General features: G+C 63.3%; 14 protein-coding genes. 11 read left to right on the top strand and 3 right to left on the bottom strand.

What is annotated here, in order from left to right; genetic code table 11:
* Positions 1 to 65 precede the first annotated feature (65 nt).
* Positions 66 to 1,205, top strand: a complete 1,140-nt coding sequence (gene solA, locus OSW16_RS16535) for an N-methyl-L-tryptophan oxidase (protein WP_418942014.1) — start codon at positions 66 to 68, stop codon at positions 1,203 to 1,205.
* A 21-nt stretch (positions 1,206 to 1,226) separates the two neighbouring features.
* On the opposite strand, the gene OSW16_RS16530 is transcribed toward solA, so the two are convergent.
* Positions 1,227 to 2,120 carry a LysR family transcriptional regulator gene (locus tag OSW16_RS16530; protein WP_241805308.1) on the bottom strand — a complete coding sequence of 298 codons (894 nt, stop codon included), beginning with the start codon at positions 2,118 to 2,120 and terminating at the stop codon, positions 1,227 to 1,229.
* Between the two features lie 147 nt (positions 2,121 to 2,267).
* Between OSW16_RS16530 and OSW16_RS16525 the strand changes: the two genes are divergently transcribed.
* The 4 genes from OSW16_RS16525 to OSW16_RS16510 all read left to right on the top strand — a co-directional run bounded on the left by OSW16_RS16525 (position 2,268) and on the right by OSW16_RS16510 (position 7,493).
* Entirely contained in the window at positions 2,268 to 3,347 is a 1,080-nt protein-coding gene (locus OSW16_RS16525) for a 4-oxalomesaconate tautomerase (RefSeq protein WP_267816889.1), read from the top strand.
* A gap of 77 nt (positions 3,348 to 3,424) precedes the next feature.
* Positions 3,425 to 4,741 carry a dicarboxylate/amino acid:cation symporter gene (locus tag OSW16_RS16520; RefSeq protein WP_267816887.1) on the top strand — a complete coding sequence of 439 codons (1,317 nt, stop codon included), beginning with the start codon at positions 3,425 to 3,427 and terminating at the stop codon, positions 4,739 to 4,741.
* Positions 4,742 to 4,866: 125 nt separating this feature from the next.
* The gene (locus OSW16_RS16515; RefSeq protein ID WP_241805305.1) at positions 4,867 to 6,171 is read left to right on the top strand and encodes a CitMHS family transporter; all 1,305 of its coding nucleotides are present in this window, start codon (positions 4,867 to 4,869) and stop codon (positions 6,169 to 6,171) included.
* A gap of 65 nt (positions 6,172 to 6,236) precedes the next feature.
* Positions 6,237 to 7,493 (top strand): OprD family porin, encoded by a 1,257-nt coding sequence (locus OSW16_RS16510; RefSeq protein WP_267816884.1) that lies wholly within the window; start codon positions 6,237 to 6,239, stop codon positions 7,491 to 7,493.
* Between the two features lie 35 nt (positions 7,494 to 7,528).
* Here OSW16_RS16510 and OSW16_RS16505 read toward each other — a convergent pair whose 3' ends face one another.
* Positions 7,529 to 8,320 carry a substrate-binding domain-containing protein gene (locus OSW16_RS16505; RefSeq protein ID WP_267816882.1) on the bottom strand — a complete coding sequence of 264 codons (792 nt, stop codon included), beginning with the start codon at positions 8,318 to 8,320 and terminating at the stop codon, positions 7,529 to 7,531.
* Between the two features lie 206 nt (positions 8,321 to 8,526).
* Between OSW16_RS16505 and OSW16_RS16500 the strand changes: the two genes are divergently transcribed.
* The 3 genes from OSW16_RS16500 (at position 8,527) to OSW16_RS16490 (ending at position 12,632) form a co-directional block, all read left to right on the top strand.
* Positions 8,527 to 10,074: an AMP-binding protein gene (locus OSW16_RS16500; RefSeq protein WP_267816880.1), complete on the top strand. Its 1,548-nt coding sequence runs from the start codon at positions 8,527 to 8,529 to the stop codon at positions 10,072 to 10,074.
* 14 nt (positions 10,075 to 10,088) lie between these two features.
* On the top strand, positions 10,089 to 11,252 hold the full coding sequence (locus OSW16_RS16495; protein WP_267816877.1) for an acyl-CoA dehydrogenase family protein: 1,164 nt from the start codon (positions 10,089 to 10,091) through the stop codon (positions 11,250 to 11,252).
* Between the two features lie 105 nt (positions 11,253 to 11,357).
* Positions 11,358 to 12,632 (top strand): MFS transporter, encoded by a 1,275-nt coding sequence (locus OSW16_RS16490; protein WP_267824008.1) that lies wholly within the window; start codon positions 11,358 to 11,360, stop codon positions 12,630 to 12,632.
* Here the strand turns inward: OSW16_RS16490 and OSW16_RS16485 are convergent.
* On the bottom strand, positions 12,617 to 13,579 hold the full coding sequence (locus OSW16_RS16485) for a LysR family transcriptional regulator (RefSeq protein WP_267816875.1): 963 nt from the start codon (positions 13,577 to 13,579) through the stop codon (positions 12,617 to 12,619). The two genes, OSW16_RS16490 and OSW16_RS16485, sit on opposite strands and share 16 nt — an antisense overlap.
* Before the next feature lie 170 nt (positions 13,580 to 13,749).
* On the opposite strand from OSW16_RS16485, the gene OSW16_RS16480 reads away from it, so the two are divergent.
* From OSW16_RS16480 to OSW16_RS16470, 3 genes are read left to right on the top strand one after another with little or no spacing between them, the layout of a single operon-like run.
* Positions 13,750 to 15,072, top strand: a complete 1,323-nt coding sequence (locus tag OSW16_RS16480; protein ID WP_372490325.1) for a DUF1329 domain-containing protein — start codon at positions 13,750 to 13,752, stop codon at positions 15,070 to 15,072.
* A 28-nt stretch (positions 15,073 to 15,100) separates the two neighbouring features.
* Positions 15,101 to 15,487: a YidH family protein gene (locus tag OSW16_RS16475; RefSeq protein ID WP_267816871.1), complete on the top strand. Its 387-nt coding sequence runs from the start codon at positions 15,101 to 15,103 to the stop codon at positions 15,485 to 15,487.
* Positions 15,480 to 15,779: a DUF202 domain-containing protein gene (locus tag OSW16_RS16470; RefSeq protein ID WP_267816869.1), complete on the top strand. Its 300-nt coding sequence runs from the start codon at positions 15,480 to 15,482 to the stop codon at positions 15,777 to 15,779. The genes OSW16_RS16475 and OSW16_RS16470 overlap by 8 nt, the downstream gene beginning before the upstream one ends.
* Positions 15,780 to 15,792 lie beyond the last annotated feature (13 nt).

Here is a 15,792-nt window from a genome sequence, read left to right as displayed (position 1 = left end):
CGCCTTTTTTGAGCGAGCGATAGTCAGTGGAGCATTGCGAAGTAGTCGTCATCGGGCTTGGTGCAATGGGGGCCGCCACCGCTTATCAACTGGCCAAGGCGGGCGTCGATGTGGTGGGGGTCGATCGCTACCACCCACCGCATACCCTCGGCTCGAGCCACGGTGATACGCGCATTACGCGTCTTTCCGTCGGCGAGGGTGCCCAGTACGTGCCGATCGTGAAGAGGGCTCAGCAGATCTGGCGTGAACTTGAGGCGCTGTCTGGCGAATCGTTGTTCGAACAGTCCGGTCTGCTTGCACTGACCTCCAGTCCCGACTTCGATCCGCACGATAAAAGCGATTTCACCTTGCGCACCATAGGCCTGGCCCAGGCCTATGGAATCGAGCACGAAGTGCTTGGCGCCGCACAGATCCGTCAACGCTTCCCGCAATTTGCCAATGTGCGCGACGATGCGATCGGCTACTTCGAGCCCGGTGGCGGCTTCGTGCGCCCCGAGCGGTGCATCGACGTGCAGCTGCGCCTGGCAATGCAACACGGGGCGACGCTGCACACAGCAGAAACGGTCACTCAGATCAGCTCGGATGACTGCGGTGTCACGGTCTGCACCAACCTGCGCACATTAAAGGCGCGCAAGCTGGTGTTCAGCGCCGGCAACTGGGCGGGCGGTTTGTTGGGCGAGCCGTTCGACCGTTTGCTGGGGGTCTACCGGCAGAAGCTGTTCTGGTTCGAGCTCGAAGCCGAGGCGGGCCTTGAGGGTGCATCGCCAACATTCATCCTCACCCATGGGCGCGGGGACGACAAAATCAACTATGGTTTCCCAGCGCTGCCCGGGGAGGGCAGCATGAAAATCGCCACGGCCCAATACCACACGGCATCGCTGCCCGACCTGCTGGACCGGACCGTGAACGCAGAAGAACAGCGGCAGATGTATGAGTCGCAAGTACAAGGCCGTATCGCCGGGGTGACCGACAGGGTCGTCAAGTCGGCTGTTTGCGCCTACACCGTCACTGCCGATCGCCACTTCATCATCGATGAACACCCTGCGCTGAAGCACACCCTGGTGGCGTCAGCGTGCTCTGGCCATGGTTTCAAGCACTCCGCCGCCTTGGGCGAGGCATTCGCACAGTGGTGCATCCGGGGCTGGACCGACCTCGATCTTTCATCATTCACCCTGCAACGATTCCAAGGACAACGCTCAACCTGATGCGTGGCTGGCCACGACCGATCAACGATTCGGCCATTTCTCCAGCAGAATGGAAACGAACTTTTCTGCCGCAGGTGAAAGCGAGGCCCCACGCCGATACACCAGCCCGAGCGTACGCGTCACCTCGGGCTCCATCAGCGGAACGCTCACCAACGTCGGATGGTCGGCAGCCGGCATGGCCAGGCTTGGCATGGCCGACACCCCCAGCCCCGCTTCGACCATGCCCAACGAGGTGGAAAGGTGCTGCACCTCATAGAACCACTTCGGCCGCCAGCTGAGGCCGGACAGCGCATGGTCCAGCAACATGCGATTGCCGCTCAGGCGCCCGACGCCGATGAGCCTGTAATCGGCAAGCTCTGTCCAGGTGACCGATGCGCGATCGGCCAGTTCGTGATCGCGCCGGCACGCCAGCACGAAACGCTCCTGCACCAGCGACACGAACTCGATATCCGGATGCTGGCCGCTCATCATGTTGATACCGAAATCGGCTTCACCGCGCAGCACCGCCTCCAGCCCCTCGTTGGCACTGAGGTCCAGCAGCCGAATACGGATTTTCGGGTACTGCTCGTTGTAGTCCCGAATCACCGAGGGCAGGAAGTAAAACGCAGCGGTCGGGATGCAGGCCAGGGTCACTTGGCCGGTCTGGCGCTCGGCAAGTTCACGAATGCTCAGGATCGAATCTTCGAAATCGTCCAGCAGGCGCCTGGCCTTGGGCAGAAAGTCGCGGCCGACCGTGGTCAGGCTCACGCGCCGGGTGGTCCGTTCGAGCAAGGGCGTTCCCAGGCCCTCTTCGAGCTTTTTTATCCGCCGGCTCAACGCCGGTTGTGACAGGTGCAGCACCTCCGCCGCCTCGTGGAAGCTGCCAAGTTCGGCGATTTTCACGAAAGATCTGATGTCTTGCAGCTCATATTCCATGACGTTTTCCTAAGGGAATTCACCGCTTTATTGTTTTGTAAAACGCAACAATGGCTACGATATTTGCATTGGATCGATTTATCAAACTTTGTCACTCTTGTGTCCAGAACATCAATTTCCCCAATTGATCAACAAGAGTCAGTAGTCATGCAACGAATTCCTTGTGTGCTCATGCGCGGCGGTACCTCCAAAGGCCCGTTCTTTCATGCGTGGGATCTGCCAGCCAATGTGGTCGAGCGCGACGAGCTGCTGATCAACCTGATGGGCTCCGGTCACGAGCTGGAGATCGACGGCATTGGCGGTGGCAGCCCGCAGACCAGCAAGGTGGCCATCATCAGCCCTTCGCTGCATGCCGACGCCGACGTCGACTACCTGTTCGTGCAAGTGATGGTTGCCCAGCGCCGCGTCGATACCGCCCCCAACTGCGGCAACATGCTGTGTGCCGTGGGCCCTTTCGCCATCGAGCAAGGGCTGGTCAAGGGCAATGACGGCAAGACCCTGGTGCGTATCCGTAACCTCAATACCAACACGTTCGTCAATTCGCTGGTGGAGACCCCCGGCGGCATCGTGCGCTACGAAGGGCGTACGGCGATCGACGGCGTGCCGGGGACTGCCGCCCCGGTGCACCTGACATTCCTCGATGCCGTGGGTAGCAAAACTGGCAAGCTGTTCCCTACCGGGCAGGCCAAGGATGTGATCGACGGTATCCCTGTCACCTGCATCGACATGGCCATGCCGATGATGATCGTCGATGCCGCGCAAATGGGCGTGACAGGTTCGGAAACCCCCGCGCAACTGGATGCGAACACGCACCTGCTGCAGCGCCTGGAAGCCCTGCGCCTGAAAGCGGGCAAGGCCATGGGCCTGGGCGACGTCAGCAACATGGTGATCCCCAAGCCCGTGCTGATCTCTGCGCCGCGCTATGACGGTACGCTGCAGGTAAGGTATTTCATGCCGCACAACTGCCACCGGGCGCTGGCCATCACAGGATCCATCGGGCTGGCAACTGCCTGCGTCAGCCCAGGCACCGTCGTGATGGACATGCTCGGTGATACCGCCCAAGCACTCACCGAAGTGCGCCTGGAACATCCTAGCGGCGGTATCGATGTCGCGCTTTCGCGCGGTGGCCCGGATGGCCAGACCATTCAGGCCTCGGTGGTTCGAACCGCCCGCCGGCTGTTCTCCGGATTTGTATACGCCCCTGGTTTTCAGCGCATGGCGGGTTGAAACCTGCCAGGCGTCAAACCGTGGTAACCCAGGCAACACAAGCGCATCCGCACAATTTCAACAATGGGTGATGCCTCATGAAGATCGCAAAATCACTGTACTTCCAGATCCTCTGCGCCGTCCTGCTGGGCGTGGTGGTCGGGCATTTCTGGGCGCAACAGGCGGTTGCGCTCAAACCGCTGGGCGATGCCTTCATCAAGCTGATCAAGATGATGATCGCGCCTGTGGTGTTCTGCACCATCGTCACCGGGATCGCCGGCATGACCGACAAGCGTTCGCTGGGGCGTTTGATGAGCAAGACGTTGCTGCTGTTCCTGGGCCTGACCGTGGTCAGCCTGATCATCGGCCTTGCAGCGGTCTACCTCTTTCGGCCTGGCGAGGGCATGAACATCGACCCCGCCACCCTCAGCACCGAAGGGCTGAGCCAGTATGCTGCGTCTGCGGCGAAACTGAGTGTGGTCGACTTTTTCATGCACATCATTCCCGATACCTTCATCGGCGCATTCAACAAAGGCGAAGTGCTGCCAGTGCTGTTCATCGCGGTACTCAGCGGCTTTGCCCTGTCGTCGATGGGTGAAAAGGGCAAGCCGGTGCTGGATGTGCTCGAATCCGCTTCGACCATGGTGTTTCGCATTTTCGGCTACCTGATGCGCTTCGCGCCGATCGGTGCGTTCGGTGCACTGGCCTTTACCGTAGGCCAGTACGGAATCAGCTCGCTTGGCGCCCTGGCGAAGCTGGTCGGCACCTTGTACATCGCCTGTGCCTTCTTCGTCATCGTCGTGTTGGGTGGCATCTGCCGCGCGCACGGTTTCAGCCTGTGGAAACTGCTGCGTTATTTCCGTGAGGAGTTTCTGGTGGTGCTGGGTACTTCTTCCACCGAGCCGGTGTTGCCGCGCATGTTGGAGAAACTGGAAGCACTGGGCTGCAAAAAAGGTGTGGTGGGGCTGGTGCTGCCCACCGGTTACTCCTTCAACCTGGACGGCACGGCGATCTACCTGTCGCTGGCGGCCATCTTCATCGCCCAGGCCTGCAACATCGACCTGACCTTGGGCCAGACCATCACCATGCTCGCCATCATGCTGCTGTCTTCCAAGGGCGCTGCCGGTGTCACCGGGAGTGGCTTCGTAGCCCTGGCCTCCACCCTGACCGTCATCCACGACATCCCCTTGGCAGGCTTGGCGTTGCTGATCGGCGTCGATCGTTTCATGTCCGAGGCGCGCGCCCTGACCAGCCTGGCCAGCAATGCCGTTGCCACCGTGGTGGTTTCGCTGTCGGAAAATGCCTGTGAGCGGGAGACCTTGATGCGCACCCTGAACGGTGAGCCTGAGCCGCTCGCCGAGCAGGGTACGCCAACGGTGTCCAGCTGGCCTGCAGAGCCCCGTCGTCACGGCTGATCGTCACCCTTAACCCCCTTCGTTGACTTGGCCCCCGCTCAGCATCACTGTGATGCCGAGTGGGGCAGGGGGCCGTCTGCGCGCCAGATGGCCACGCCTTAGAATAAAAACAAGAGAACCCAATCATGCTTGCATTGCTTGGCTTGATCATGGTGGTGACATTCACCTACCTCATCATGAGCAAACGCCTGTCGCCGATCGTTGCGCTCACCGTAGTCCCCATCGTTTTCGCCGTGATCGGCGGTTTTGCGCCGACCACCGGCAAGATGATGCTCGACGGCCTGAAGATGGTTGCCCCGTCGGCTGCCTTGTTGCTGTTCGCCATTCTGTTCTTTGGCCTGATGATCGACGCAGGGCTGTTCGACCCGCTGATCCGCAAGATTCTCAAACGCGTCAATGGCGACCCGATCAAGATCGCCATCGGCACTGCACTGCTTTCGCTGCTGGTGGCGCTCGATGGTGATGGCACCACCACCTACATGATCACCTGCGCGGCCATGTTGCCGCTGTACAAGCGCATCGGCATGAACCCAATGATCCTGGCAACGGTGGCGATGCTTTCACTGAGCATCATGAGCGGCCTGAGTCCTTGGGGCGGACCGGCGACGCGGGCGATCGCGGCGCTGGGGCTCGATGCGACCGAGTACTTCATCCCGATGTTGCCCACCATGATCGGTGGGGCTGCCTGGGTGGTCTTCACCGCGTTCCTGCTGGGCCGTGCTGAACGCAAACGCATCGGCAACATCAAGCTCGAGTCTGGTGGCGGCAATTGCTACATCAAGGCGATTCTCGAGGACACGCCGCACAAGCGTCCGCGGCTTGCCTACGTGAACCTGCTGCTGGTGGTAGCGGTAATGGTCGCGCTGGTCCTGGGCGTGATGCACGCAGCGATTCTGTTCATGATCGGTTTCGTTGCTGCCTTGATGATCAACTACCCGCAACTGGAGGTGCAGAAAGAGCGCATCCTGGCCCACTCCGGCAACGCCATGACGGTCGTGCTGCTGGTGTTTGCCGCAGGGATTTTCGCCGGCATCTTCTCCGGCACGAAAATGGTCGATGCGCTGGCGCAGACACTGGTGGACTGGATTCCGCAGTCCTGGGGCCACTGGTTCCCGCTGGTGGTGGCGATCACCAGCATGCCGCTGACGTTCGTGCTGTCCAATGATGCCTATTACTTTGGCGTGGTGCCGATCCTGGCCAACGCGGCGGCTGCCTACGGCATCGACCCGGTAGAGATCGCCCGCGCTTCGGTGCTCGGCCAGCCTGTGCACCTGATGAGCCCGCTGGTGGCCTCGACCCTGCTGCTGGTGGGTATGGTCGACCGCGATATCGGTGATTTCCAGAAGGCCACCGTCAAATGGGCGGTGCTCACCTCCCTGGTGATCACCGCCCTGGCCCTGGCCACCGGGGCCTTGTCCTTCTTCGTCTGAACCGCCCTGGGCGCCGCCGGGCGCCCGCTTTCAACTCATTCAAAAACAACAACAGAGTACCGACCATGTCCCCAACTGCTCTGCGTGCGGCGGCCGCCTGTGGCCTGCTCTGCGGCTGCCTGCCTGTTGCCGGCGCTGCTGGATTCGTCGATGACGGCACGCTCAAACTGCAACTGCGCAACGTTTATTTCAACGAAAATTTCCGCGACGAGCAGGGCATGAGCGCCCGCGCCGCCGCCACCGCCAAAAGCGAGCGAACCGAGTGGGCGCAGGGTTTTCTGCTCGACTATCAGTCAGGCTTTACCCAAGGCACGCTGGGCCTGGGGCTCGACGCCATGGGGCTGTTGGGAGTCAGGCTGGACTCCGGCCGTGGCCGCAGCGGTACGGGCCTGTTGCCGGTGCATGACGACGGTCGCGCTGCCCAGGAATTCGCCAGTGCCGGGGTGACGGCCAAGGCTCGCCTGGGCCGTACGGTGGTCAAGCACGGTACCTTGCTGCCCAAGACGCCGGTATTGGTCTACAACGATGCCCGACTACTGCCGCAGACCTACCAGGGCACGCAGCTGACCAGCACCGACATCGAGCGGCTGACACTCACTGCCGGGCATCTCGACCGATTCAAACAACGCGACTCGTCCGACAGTACCGGCTTGTACCTGGACGGTTATGGCGGCGCCGAGTCGGGCGATTTCAACTTCGCCGGCGCCGACTACGCGCTCAGCAAGCACGTGCGCTTGAGCTACTTCCACGGTCAGCTCGAACACTTCTACCGCCAGGACTTCGCCGGCCTGGTGCATGACCTTGCGCTGGCCGGCGGGGTGCTGACCACCGACCTGCGGTATTTCGCCAGCCGTGACAGCGGCGCCGCATACGGCGGCAGCATCGACAACGACATGTTCAGTGCGCAAGTGTCCTACGCCCATTCAGGGCACACCTTCGGCGCTGGGTACCAGGTGCTCGACGGTGAAGCCGGGCTGCCGTACATCAGTGGCGCAACGGTGTATTCGTTCAGCAACGTTGGCATCGGCAAGTTCATCGAGGAAGAAGAAAAGACCTGGATGGCAAGCTATGCCTACAACTTTGCCGCCGCAGGGGTGCCCGGGCTGACCTTCATGACGCGCTACCTGAGCGGGGACAACGGCCGCTCCGGAGCGCAGGGCTTGAGTGAGTGGGAGCGTGACGCCGAGCTTGCGTATGTGGTGCAGGGCGGGGCCCTCAAAGGGCTTGGAATACGGCTGCGCAACTATGTCTACAGGTCTGACTTTTCCCGCGGTCGGGACAGCAACCGCCTGTACCTGACCTATGACGTCGCCATCTGGTGAGCCAGCGGCCGGGCATGAGCCCGGCCCGTCGACCGCTATTGCCTGGCGGCATGCTGCAGCGGTGTCAGGCCGCTGGCCTGGATAGCTGCGTCGGACTGGGCCGAGGCAAGATAGTCCAGCAGTTGTCGTGCCTGTGCCTGATGGACGCTGTTGCTGACCACAGCGCCGGCATACAGCGTCATCTTCTGGGCCTGCGATGGAACCAGCCCAACGATGTCGATGCCTGGGACGGGTTTGAGCTCGCTCAATTGCTGGAAGCCGATCTGCGCCTGCCCGCGCGCTACCACTGCCCCCACTGGCTCGGCGGGAATCATATGGGCTTTGGCCTTGAAGCTCTCGCCCAGCGCCATACGGGGGAACAATGAACGGGAGAGGTAAACGCCGCTGGCGCTATCGGAATAGGCTACCGATGTGCTGTCCAGCAGCGTTTGGCGAAAGCTTTTCATACTGCTTATGTCTGGCTTGGGCTCACCCTTGCGTACTGCCATGGCGATATAGGATTTGCCGAGATCGACACGGCTGGTCGGCTCGACCAGGCCTTTGGCCTGCAAGCCGTCCAGCGCCGAACCTACCATAAGCACGACATCCGCAGGTTCGTCGCGGGCGAGTCGGTTAGGTACGGCCTGTGGGGTGTCACCCATCGAGGGCGCCGCCTGGATGTCGAGCTTGACGTGGTAGGCCTTTTCATAAGCAGGTTGCGCCGCGCGGATGGCGCCCATGATGCCCCCCGAGCTGAGTACGGTGAGTGTTGGTGTCGGTGCGGCAACTGCTGCCGATGCCGCAGTTACGGAAAGAAGCAAGGTTGCGCGTAACAGCGTATTTCGCATTGCTGAGAATCCTGGGTCAAAGACGCGTCATGTTAATGGCGCGTGCTCCGCAGGATGGGTGAAATCAGGTTAAACATCCTTAACCAATGGCGTTGATGATAGCGCCAGCCAAATTCGTTATGGCCGGCATCGGAAACTGGTATTACATCCGGCCACGCCTGGGTGTTTAGCATCGTCGATGTCTTCCTGTCGACGAGAACAACAACGTGAACCTTGGAAAGATCATTACCCGCAGTGCCCGCTACTGGCCGGACCACACTGCCGTGGCGGACAGCCAGACGCGCCTGACCTATGCCCAACTGGAACGGCGCAGCAACCGCCTGGCCTCGGGGCTGGGCGCACTGGGCGTGGCCAGCGGTGAACATGTGGCGATCCTCGCTGCCAACCGCGTGGAACTGGTAGAGGCAGAGGTGGCGCTGTACAAGGCAGCGATGGTCAAGGTGCCGATCAACGCGCGGTTGTCGCTGGATGAAGTGGTACGGGTACTGGAAGACTCCTGCAGCGTTGCGCTGATCACCGATGCCACCTTCGCCCAGGCGCTGGCCGAACGACGCGAGGCTTTGCCGATGTTGCGCCAGGTGATCGCGCTGGAGGGCGAGGGCGGTGACCTGGGTTACGCCGCGCTGCTTGAGCGCGGCAGCGAGGCGCCGTGCAGCCTTGACCCTGCCGACGACGCCCTGGCGGTGCTGCATTACACCTCCGGTAGCTCCGGGGTACTCAAGGCGGCCATGTTGTCGTTTGGCAACCGCAAGGCGCTGGTCCGCAAGAGCATCGCCAGCCCCACGCGGCGCTCTGGCCCTGATGATGTGATGGCCCATGTGGGACCGATCACCCATGCCAGCGGCATGCAGATCATGCCGCTGCTGGCGGTAGGCGCCTGCAACCTGCTGCTCGACCGCTACGACGATCGCCTGTTGCTGGAGACCATCGAACGTGAGCGGGTGACGCGGCTGTTCCTGGTGCCGGCCATGATCAACCGCCTGGTCAATTACCCCGATGTCGAGCGCTTCGACCTGTCCAGCCTCAGACTGGTCATGTATGGCGCTGCGCCCATGGCGCCGGCCCTGGTGAAGAAGGCCATCGAACTGTTCGGGCCGATTCTGGTGCAAGGTTATGGCGCCGGCGAAACCTGCTCGCTGGTCACGGTACTGACCGAGCAGGACCACCTGGTCGAGGACGGCAACTACCAACGCCTGGCCTCTTGCGGGCGCTGCTATTTCGAGACCGACCTGCGTGTGGTGAACGACGCATTCGAGGATGTGGTGCCGGGCGAGATCGGCGAAATCGTGGTCAAGGGCCCGGACATCATGCAGGGCTACTGGCGCGCGCCCGCGCTCACCGCCGAAGTCATGCGCGACGGCTATTACCTGACCGGCGACCTGGCCACGGTCGATGCGCAGGGTTACGTGTTCATCGTCGACCGCAAGAAGGAAATGATCATTTCCGGGGGCTTCAACGTGTACCCCAGCGAAGTGGAGCAGGTGATCTACGGCTTTCCCGAAGTGTTCGAGGCGGCAGTGGTCGGTGTGCCGGACGAGCAGTGGGGTGAAGCGGTGCGTGCTGTGGTGGTGCTCAAGCCTGGCGCGCAGCTTGACGCCGCCGAGCTCATCGAGCGCTGCGGCCGTGCACTGGCCGGTTTCAAGAAGCCGCGAGGCGTGGATTTCGTCACCGAACTGCCGAAGAACCCCAATGGCAAGGTGGTCCGCCGCCTGGTCCGGGAAGCCTACTGGCAACACAGCGATCGTCGTATCTGACAGGGAGCATGACCATGTATCAACCAAGTGCAAAAGCTGCGCAGATCATTGAAGCCATCGAAGGGTTCGTCCGCGACCAGGTTCGCCCGCTGGAGCAGCAGATGCAGCTGAATTGGGCGCGCCCGCATCCTCAGGCGGTCTTGCGGGAAGTCTGGAAGCGCTCCAGCGAGCAGGGCCTTTACACCCTCATGCTGCCCGAAGCCATGGGCGGTGCAGGTTTGAGCGTGGCTGACCTGTGCGCCGTGAAAGAAGCCACGGTGCTGACCGGTTCGATGCTCGCCCCGCACGTACTGGGCGAGCTGTCCGGGCCGCCGCGGGTGGGCCACCTGCTCAAAGTGGCCAGCCCCTATCAGGTGGAGCATTTCCTGCAGCCAGTGTGCCGTGCCGAGAAAGCCGTGTGCTTCGCCCTGACCGAGGCCGAGGCGGGTTCAGACGCCACTGCCATCCGTACCCAGGCGCGCCGCGATGGTGATCACTACGTGCTGAGCGGCAGCAAGCGCTACATCTCTGGTGCCACGTACGCGGACCTGGCGGTGTTGCTGGCCGTGACCGGCCCCGGGCAGGGCGCACAGGGTATTTCGGCGTTCTTCGTCGACCTCAAGGCCCCGGGCGTGCGTGTCGAAAGCGACTATGCGGTGATGTCCGGTGGCGGGGCCCACGGCGACATCGTGCTGGATGACGTGCGCGTGCCAGCGGCCAACCTGATTGGCGAGCAGGGCCAGGGCTTCAAGCTGGCCATGGGGCGCATTACCCTCAACCGGCTGCTGCATTGCCCGACCTTGCTGGGCATGGCCGGCCTGGCCCTGAACCTGTCGATCGAGCATGCCCGTAGCCGTAAGCAGTTCGGCCAGCCGATCGCCATGTTCCAGGCGGTCAACCACATGATCGCCGATATGGCTACCGAGCTGCATGCAGCACGCAGCATGGTCTACGCCACGGCGCAGGTGAACGATGCCGGCGGCGATATCCGTACCCAGGCGCCGATGTGCAAGCTGTTCGTCTCGGAGGCTGCATTCCGCATTGCCGACAAGGCCGTGCAGGTGCATGGCGGTGCCGGGTTGATGCAGGGCCACCCGGTGGAATGGATTTTCCGTGCCACCCGAATGATGCGCATCCTGACCGGGACCAGTGAAATTCAGCGCAACACCATCGCCAAAAGCGTGCTGATGCCCGCGTGACCCTCAGGCCGCCACCAAGGCGGCCTTTTGTCACATTCCACAACAATAACAAGAGTAATCGCCATGACTGTGGATGCTTCCCTGCCCAACCCACGGACCGCCTGGATGGTGGCCGTACTGCTGGCCATGCTGATGCTGATCAATTTTCTCGACAAGGTGGTGATTGGCCTGGTTGCGGTGCCGATGAGCGCCGAGCTGGGCCTGACCGCGACCGAGTTCGGGCTGATTGGCGGCGCTTTGCATTGGTTCTTCGCCTTGTCCGCCGTGGTGGGTGGCTTCATGGCCAACCGGCGCCCCACCCGCACGCTGCTATTGGGCATGGGCCTGTTCTGGGCGGTGATCCAGTTGCCGATGCTGTTCGCCACTTCACTGTGGGCCATCGTTGCCTGCCGCGTGTTGCTGGGCATCGGTGAGGGCCCGGCATCGCCGGTCGCTACCCATGCGCTGTACAAGTGGTTTCCCAATGACCGTCGCAACCTGCCCGTGGCGTTGCTGCACACCGGTAGCGCCATGGGGCTGCTGGTGGCCGGCGCGATGATCCCCTGGGTCAGCCTGCACTATGGCTGGCGCACCAACTTCATCATCCTTTCATTGATCGGCGTGGTGTGGTGCCTGCTGTGGTGGCGGCTGGGGCAGGAGGGCACCCTTGAGCGCCTGCGTGCCAGCCAGCTCAAGAGCGATGAGCCGGCAATACCGTACCGCAAGCTGCTGGGCGACCCCAGCGTGATGGGCAACTACCTTTGCCACTTCGCCGCCAACTGGTCACTGGCCCTGACGCTGACCTGGGTGCCCAGTTATCTGCAGGTCGGCCTGGGCATAGACCCCTTGCAGACCGGGCGGATCTTTGTGATGTTCGTGGTGGTGACCACGCCGTTGAGCCTGTTCATGGCCTGGTTGTCACAACGCCTGATGCGCCGTGGCGTATCTTCGCGCGTGGCGCGCGGCGTGTTCGTCTCGCTGTGCCTGGTGCTTTCCGGGCTGCTGTCTGCGTCGCTGATGCTGCCAGGCCTGAGCACCGCCGTGCGGGTTGGCGCACTGACCTTCAGCGGTGGCCTGGCGCTGGTGATGTACTCCGTAGGGCCGGCCATGCTCGCCGAGTTCACCCCGACGGCCCAGCGCGGCGGGGTGCTTGCCATCGGTAACGGTATCGCTTCGCTGGCCGGGCTGGCTGCGCCGGTGGTAACCGGGTTGCTGGTGCAGGGCGCAGGTGCCGCGCATCCCACCGGGTATGCCCAGGGCTTTCTGGTGTGTGGCGCAGTACTGGTCGTGGCGGGGCTGGTGGGCCTGGTGAGCCTGAACCCGCAGCGCACCCTGAAGCGCTTGGCTGAACCGCGTGCGGTGGCGCCTGGGGTGCCGGCGCGCTCTCAGACAGCCAGCTGAACCCCCGGCACCGACCCGAGCGGCGCGTCATCGCCGCCGATCAGCTCACCACGCCAGCGGCCGCCGAGTACCAGCTCGATCAGCAGCCCGCGCACCAGGTCGTGCAAGCAACCGGCGGCAAACGACAGGGGCTTGTGCCGTGAGTGCGCCAAGGCAATGGTGCGGCTGATGCGTGGCTCGACGATGAGCCGCGCCTGGGTCGGTTCGAGCAGCTCGCACAGCGGCGGCCAGTTGCTGATGGTCGCCGCCAGCCCTGCGCGGACCAGGCTGGCGATGCCGGGGGCCGACTGCTGCTCGTAGGCGGCCGCCAACGGTACGCCGGCTTCCATGGCCGCCTGTTCGATGCGCCGGCGCAGGTGCAGTGCCCTTGGTGGCAGCACCAGCCGCGTGGCGGCGGCTTCGGCCAGGGTGATGGTATCGGCGACGCCAGCGGCTGAAGGGCCGACCCAGTACAGCGCCTCGGTGAAGATCGGCTCGGCCTCGACATGCTCCAGCTCCTCGGCATTGGGCACCACGCCGAAGTCGACCTTGCCCAATTCGATGGCTTGGCCGCCGTTGCGGCTCAGGCCGTCCCACACGGTCAGGGTCACGCCGGGAAAGCGCTGCTCGTCACGCTTGATGATTTCTGGCAGCAGCATGTCTGCGGCGGTGGCAGGAATGGAAATGGCGACGTGGCCCTTGGGGTCACCGCGGCTCGATTTGAGCTCGTCCTTCACCGAATCGAGCTTCTGCACCACCTGGCGGGCCACCTCGTAAAGCTGCCGACCGGCGTCGGTCAGGACGATGCCGTCGTGCTGGCGGTCGAGCAGCTGCATTTCCAGTTCACTCTCCAGCAGGCCGATCTGCCTGCTCAGCGCCGGCTGGGCGATGTAGGCACGACGCGCGGCCGAGGAAAAGCTGCCGGCTTCGACGATTGCGATCAGGTAGCGGAGCTGTTTGAGGGTCATCGCAGCGGTTCCAAGGGTATGCCGAACTGATATGGCACGTATCCGAACACGTTATTTGTGGGGTTCGAAGCGTGGCTCCTAGTATCACCCGGAAGGGGCGTGCCAAAGCAAGCCCGCCCGGCCAGGTCAGCCAACAACAACAAGAGGCCAACCCCATGAAACCTGCTGCCATGCTGCGAAGTATCCTGCTCGTCAATGCCAGCCTGCTGGCCCTTCACCTTGGCGCTACGCCACTGCCCCCGCAACTGACACCCGTGGGTGCCGAGCGTGCGCCCAGCAGTGATGGCCGCATACCGGCCTGGAACGGGGGGCTGCAACCGGGGCAGGTCTCACTGGCGGTCAACGGCACGCCGCTTGACCCCTACGCCGATGAGCAGCCGCTGTACACCATCACCGCGCAGAACTACCGGCGCTATCGCGAGCAGCTCACGACAGGCCAGGTGGCGCTGCTCGAGCGTTTTCCCGACTCTTTTCGCCTGCCGGTATACCCCTCGCACCGCAGTGTCGCGGTGCCGGCTCGGGTCAGCGAGTGGGCCCGGCACAACGCCGCCAGCGCCCATCTGGTCAATGACGGCAATGGCGTGCAGGGTTTTGCCGGGGTACTGGCGTTTCCGCTGCCACGCAATGGCCTGCAGGTACTGTGGAACCACCTGACGCGGCCACGCAACGGCAGTTACAGCCTGGCGTCGGACAGCATCACCCCGCGTCGTGATGGTCGCTTTGTCATGTTCAGCGCGCAGCAAACCTTCGCCAGGCCCGATGTGCTGCCTGGCGGCCAGGCAAGCAACGTACTGTATTACCTGAGCTACCGCATGACCGCGCCATCGCGCCTGGCAGGTGACGCCTTGGTGCTGCACGAAACCCTCGACCAGGTCGCCCAGCCACGCCTGTCGTGGTTGTACAGCAGCAGCCAGCGACGCGTACGGCGCGCGCCTGCCGTGGCCTACGACAGCATCACCCCAGGGACGGCCGGGCTGCGCACCGCCGACAGCCGCGACATGTTCAACGGTGCCCCGGACCTTTACCACTGGACCCTGATCGGCAAGAAAACCCTGCACGTACCCTACAACAGTTATCGGCTGGCTTCGCCACAGCTGAGCTACACCGCGCTGGTCGGCCCGGGCCACGTCAACCCGCAGCCAACCCGCTACGAATTGCACCGGGTATGGGAGCTGGTCGGTACCCTCAAGCCCGGGGCCGAGCATATCTATGCCAGCCGCCGCTATTACCTGGACGAGGACAGCTGGGCCATCGTCGAAGCCGACTTCTTCGACCACCAGGGGCGGCTGTGGCGCACGGCCCAGGCGCACAGTTACTACCACGTCACCGGGCAGGCACTGGTCAACGCCATGGAGGTGATCTACGACCTGCGCAATGGGCGTTACCAGCTGTCGGGCCTGACCAACGAGCAACCCAAACCCTTCACCTTCGACCTGCGCACCAGCGCTTCGTACTTCTCGCCCGGGGCATTGCGCAGCCAAGGGCTGCGTTGAGCGCCCAGGGCCACACACAGGACAGCCGATGAGTTCCGATCACCATTACAGCGCCTGGGAGCGCTGGTTGCTGGGGCCTGGCAAGCCACCTGACCCGCGCTTCACCCTGGCCAATGAACGCACCTTTCTGGCCTGGCTGCGCACCGCCCTGGCATTGCTGGGCGGTGCCATTGCCCTGGAAACCTTTGCCGCGCATGCCTGGCCGCAATCCGGGCGCCTGGCGATGGAGTTCGCGTTGCTGCTGGCGAGCCTGCTGGTAAGCCTGGGGGCTGGTTGGCGCTGGCTGGTGGTGGAACGCGCCCTGCGCCGCGCTGCGCCATTGCCGCTGCCACGCTTGGTACCGCTGTTGAGCGTGGCCTGCGCGCTGGGCTGCGCGGCACTGATACCGCTGTTATGGGGGCGTTGGCATGGCTGACGGCCCGGCCGATACCGGGCTGCAGGCCGAGCGTACGGTGTTGGCCTGGCGGCGAACCCAGTTGGCTTTACTGGTACTGGCTTGCCTGGCCTGGCGCGGCGGCCTGGTGGCTGTGGCCGGCGCGGCACTGTCGTTGGCGCTACTGGGCAGGGTCCGCGAACGCGCCATCTACCGCCGGGGCCTGGCCATGTTGCGCAGCGAGCGGGGGTGGGCTGCAGTGCGCACCGTACCGCTGGCTGCGTTATTGGTGGCCGGGTTGGTGCTGGGCGTGTGGTTGCGCCGCACTGCTTAGCACGGCGCCGTTG

The organism is Pseudomonas putida (assembly GCF_026625125.1).
GTDB classification, from domain to species: domain Bacteria; phylum Pseudomonadota; class Gammaproteobacteria; order Pseudomonadales; family Pseudomonadaceae; genus Aquipseudomonas; species Aquipseudomonas putida_X.
This window is presented reverse-complemented; position numbering and strand designations above follow the sequence as displayed.

Coding starts and splice junctions, on each gene's coding strand:
- OSW16_RS16485 (WP_267816875.1), bottom strand. CDS start 13,579: ATGACCCTCAAACAGCTCCGCTACCTGATCGCAATCGTCGAAGCCGGC.
- solA (WP_418942014.1), top strand. CDS start 66: ATGGGGGCCGCCACCGCTTATCAACTGGCCAAGGCGGGCGTCGATGTG.
- OSW16_RS16520 (WP_267816887.1), top strand. CDS start 3,425: ATGAAGATCGCAAAATCACTGTACTTCCAGATCCTCTGCGCCGTCCTG.
- OSW16_RS16530 (WP_241805308.1), bottom strand. CDS start 2,120: ATGGAATATGAGCTGCAAGACATCAGATCTTTCGTGAAAATCGCCGAA.
- OSW16_RS16495 (WP_267816877.1), top strand. CDS start 10,089: ATGTATCAACCAAGTGCAAAAGCTGCGCAGATCATTGAAGCCATCGAA.
- OSW16_RS16480 (WP_372490325.1), top strand. CDS start 13,750: ATGCTGCGAAGTATCCTGCTCGTCAATGCCAGCCTGCTGGCCCTTCAC.
- OSW16_RS16515 (WP_241805305.1), top strand. CDS start 4,867: ATGCTTGCATTGCTTGGCTTGATCATGGTGGTGACATTCACCTACCTC.
- OSW16_RS16470 (WP_267816869.1), top strand. CDS start 15,480: ATGGCTGACGGCCCGGCCGATACCGGGCTGCAGGCCGAGCGTACGGTG.
- OSW16_RS16475 (WP_267816871.1), top strand. CDS start 15,101: ATGAGTTCCGATCACCATTACAGCGCCTGGGAGCGCTGGTTGCTGGGG.
- OSW16_RS16510 (WP_267816884.1), top strand. CDS start 6,237: ATGTCCCCAACTGCTCTGCGTGCGGCGGCCGCCTGTGGCCTGCTCTGC.
- OSW16_RS16525 (WP_267816889.1), top strand. CDS start 2,268: ATGCAACGAATTCCTTGTGTGCTCATGCGCGGCGGTACCTCCAAAGGC.
- OSW16_RS16505 (WP_267816882.1), bottom strand. CDS start 8,320: ATGCGAAATACGCTGTTACGCGCAACCTTGCTTCTTTCCGTAACTGCG.
- OSW16_RS16490 (WP_267824008.1), top strand. CDS start 11,358: ATGGTGGCCGTACTGCTGGCCATGCTGATGCTGATCAATTTTCTCGAC.